Genomic DNA, 2,745 nt, shown 5'->3' with positions numbered 1-2,745 from the left:
TCTCCCCACCTCCTATGCCCCATGCCCTCTGCCCAATTCCATCAAATAAGCCCATCACCCCTTCCACTAGGGCATATTCACTTTCTTGACTATGACGGGAAAAACATTGCTGGACGTAAGCCTCAGAAGTTAGTACTGGGTCTAGATTTCGACAAGGACGACCAGTTACATGTTGATGAAACATGGGGTCAATATAGTCTGGGCCGACCTTAAAAGATTGTACGGAGCGATGGCGACGACATAAAGATGCTAAAAGGGTGAGCGTCACTGTTGTCTTGCCCACCCCACTGCGTTCTCCAGCAATAATTACAGACATGGATAATAAATAGTCAGCTATGTTAAATAAATCGGAAGTCGGAAGTCGTTCCTTTGAAGTACAGTTTTGTAATGGGGATTTAGACCTTACCACAAAACTGACCGTTTATATAACCGGCTGACAAAAAAGCGCAAAATTTGGTTAAAAGGCAACAGAGGGTAAAGGGTAAAGGAAAAATCTATCCCTTTCCCCTTTAACCTTTCCCCTTTCCCCGACTTATGCAAGAAGTCTAGTCAACAGCCATGCCTATTTTGAAAGCGATCGCCCCTGATTATTTTGGCTTTTGATTACTCTACCAGTACTAGTAAAAGAAATTCCTTGCTGAAAATCAGTACCAATCATCACTGCTTCTACTATGGGTTCAGATATTCGTGTTTGCGCTACCCACTCAACAATAAAGTTTGCTCCTAAACCTCCACTAGTGTCATTTCTATTAATAAAAAAATCTGTGGAAGCGAGGGCATCAAGTTGAATCGGGCGCTCTAAATATTGTTTGACTAATTTTCCCTCTGAGTTGTAGTAACGCACAGCAGTAATCACCATCGGATTATCTAAATCTGTATTCCGAATACTCAGGGTAACTGCTAACTCAAAAATCTCTTGTCGATTGTGATGATAAATATGAGAATAGACAGGAATATAGATAGTTTGACCCATTGCAATCTGAAAATTTTTATCCAGAGTCACTATCTTTTGGGTTGTGCTTGTTTGAGTAGTGTTGGATTGTGATTCTGGTGAAATCTCCGGTGATTGACAAGACACGAGAAAAATTATAATAATTGCCAGATAAACATGGGGATACAGCTTCATCAAAACTATTAACACCAATTCAGTAGAAAGCAGCAAACTTTTCTCGAAGACCAAAATTGAAAATTGATTAACTTTAGCGAAAAGCTGTAGAAGTAACGGATCTTTGTAAATTAGCTAGAGCGCGATTGTAATCCAAAATAGCTGTAATTCGATTTCCCTCTGCTCTTGTGAGGTCGTTTTCCGCAGCAATAACCTCTGTTTGAGTCCCTACGCCATTTTGGAATCTCAATCTGGCTAAATCCAAAGCTTGGTTGGCTTGATTTAAAGCCACACTAGAAGTTTGTACATTATTTAAATTAGATTGTAATTGAAAATAGTACTGTTCTACATCAAAGCGAATTTGGTCGCGTTGACTAGCAAATTGACTCTCTGCGATGGCAATATTAGTTTTTGATTGAGCTGCACGCGCTTTGGCTGCTCCGCCATCAAATAAATTAAGATTTGCTTGCAGTCCCACAGAATAGCTATCATTAGAACTTAGGCCATCATTATAGCGATCGCGCACACTGTAACTACCAGCTAAACTAATTTGCGGCCCTAATTGTGAAAGTGCTTGTCGTCGCTGTTGCTCGTAAATGTTACGTTGAGCTAATTGCTGTTGCAACTCCGGACGATTTTGAAAAGCTTGGATAATCGTTTCTTCTAGTGTTGGTTGCCAAAGCCCTGCCAATTGTACGGGATCTGCGGCTGTGATATTAACTGATTGGGCTAAACTTAACACCGTTACAAGTTGCCGACGAGCAATTTGCTGTTGTGAAATAGCATTAGTCAATTCTTGTTGGGCATTTGCTAAATTTACCTGAGCTTGCAGGACATCAAACCCCGTACCCACCCCAGCGTTTTCTCTAGCTTGAGTATCCCGCAAACTCGCCTCGGCATTATTCACAGCAGACTGATTAATTCGTACTTGTTCATCTGCCTGTTGCAAATTATAGTATGCAGTCGTCACATTTAGCTGAATTTGCAAAGCGGTGCTTTCAACATTTAATTCATCTAGCCGTAACTGTTCCTCAGCTGCTCGGATAGTAGCTTGTCGGCTACCAGAAGTATACAAATCATAATTCAGTTGTGCTGAACCATTAAAAGAAGTACTCGCTTGAGATGAATTGCTTCTAAAACCGTTACCACTGTTAGTCACATTGCCGTTAATTCCAAGAGTAGGAAATAAAACAGCTTGAGATTCTCGCACTGCCAACCGACTGCGTTCTAATTGTAAGGTAGCTACTTGTAAATCTCGATTATTACGTTGAGCTAATTCCAAAGCTTGTGCCAAACTAATTGACACAGTTTGTTGCACCCTCACTTCCTCCGGCGTGGTAGGAAATTGCAAAGGATTGGGATTGGGATTGAGGTAATCAGGAACCTGTAAAGAACTTGAGGAATTTTGTGTTTTTGGGGGAGTTGTTGCACCGGCGAAAGTAGGAAACAAAATAGCGAAGCCCAAAACAACCAAGGTAGAATTTACACACCAAAAAATCAAATTCATATCTGTAAGAGAAATAGGGAATGGGGGGTGGGGAGATGGGGAGATGGGGAGATGGGAAGATGGGGAGATGGTTAAAGGTTAAAGGTTAAAGGGAAAAGGAATAAATTTAGTCTTTCCCCTTTCCCCTTTCCCC

General features: G+C 41.2%; 2 protein-coding genes and 1 pseudogene. All 3 read right to left on the bottom strand.

The window, feature by feature from the left end; all coding sequences use genetic code 11:
* Window positions 1–316: pseudogene (locus GNE10_RS33585) on the bottom strand (cobyrinic acid a,c-diamide synthase); the annotation flags it as partial.
* A gap of 246 nt (window positions 317–562) precedes the next feature.
* Window positions 563–1,126 (bottom strand): DUF3124 domain-containing protein, encoded by a 564-nt coding sequence (locus GNE10_RS33580; protein ID WP_185570366.1) that lies wholly within the window; start codon window positions 1,124–1,126, stop codon window positions 563–565.
* A 73-nt stretch (window positions 1,127–1,199) separates the two neighbouring features.
* Window positions 1,200–2,612, bottom strand: a complete 1,413-nt coding sequence (locus GNE10_RS33575; protein ID WP_185570365.1) for a TolC family protein — start codon at window positions 2,610–2,612, stop codon at window positions 1,200–1,202.
* Between the last annotated feature and the right edge of the window lie 133 nt (window positions 2,613–2,745).

This window comes from Nostoc sp. 2RC, from assembly GCF_014222165.1.
GTDB lineage: Bacteria > Cyanobacteriota > Cyanobacteriia > Cyanobacteriales > Nostocaceae > Nostoc > Nostoc linckia.
This window is presented reverse-complemented; position numbering and strand designations above follow the sequence as displayed.

Bases quoted from the DNA above. Each gene is read 5' to 3' on its own strand.
- GNE10_RS33580 (WP_185570366.1), bottom strand. From the start codon at position 1,126: ATGAAGCTGTATCCCCATGTTTATCTGGCAATTATTATAATTTTTCTC.
- GNE10_RS33575 (WP_185570365.1), bottom strand. From the start codon at position 2,612: ATGAATTTGATTTTTTGGTGTGTAAATTCTACCTTGGTTGTTTTGGGC.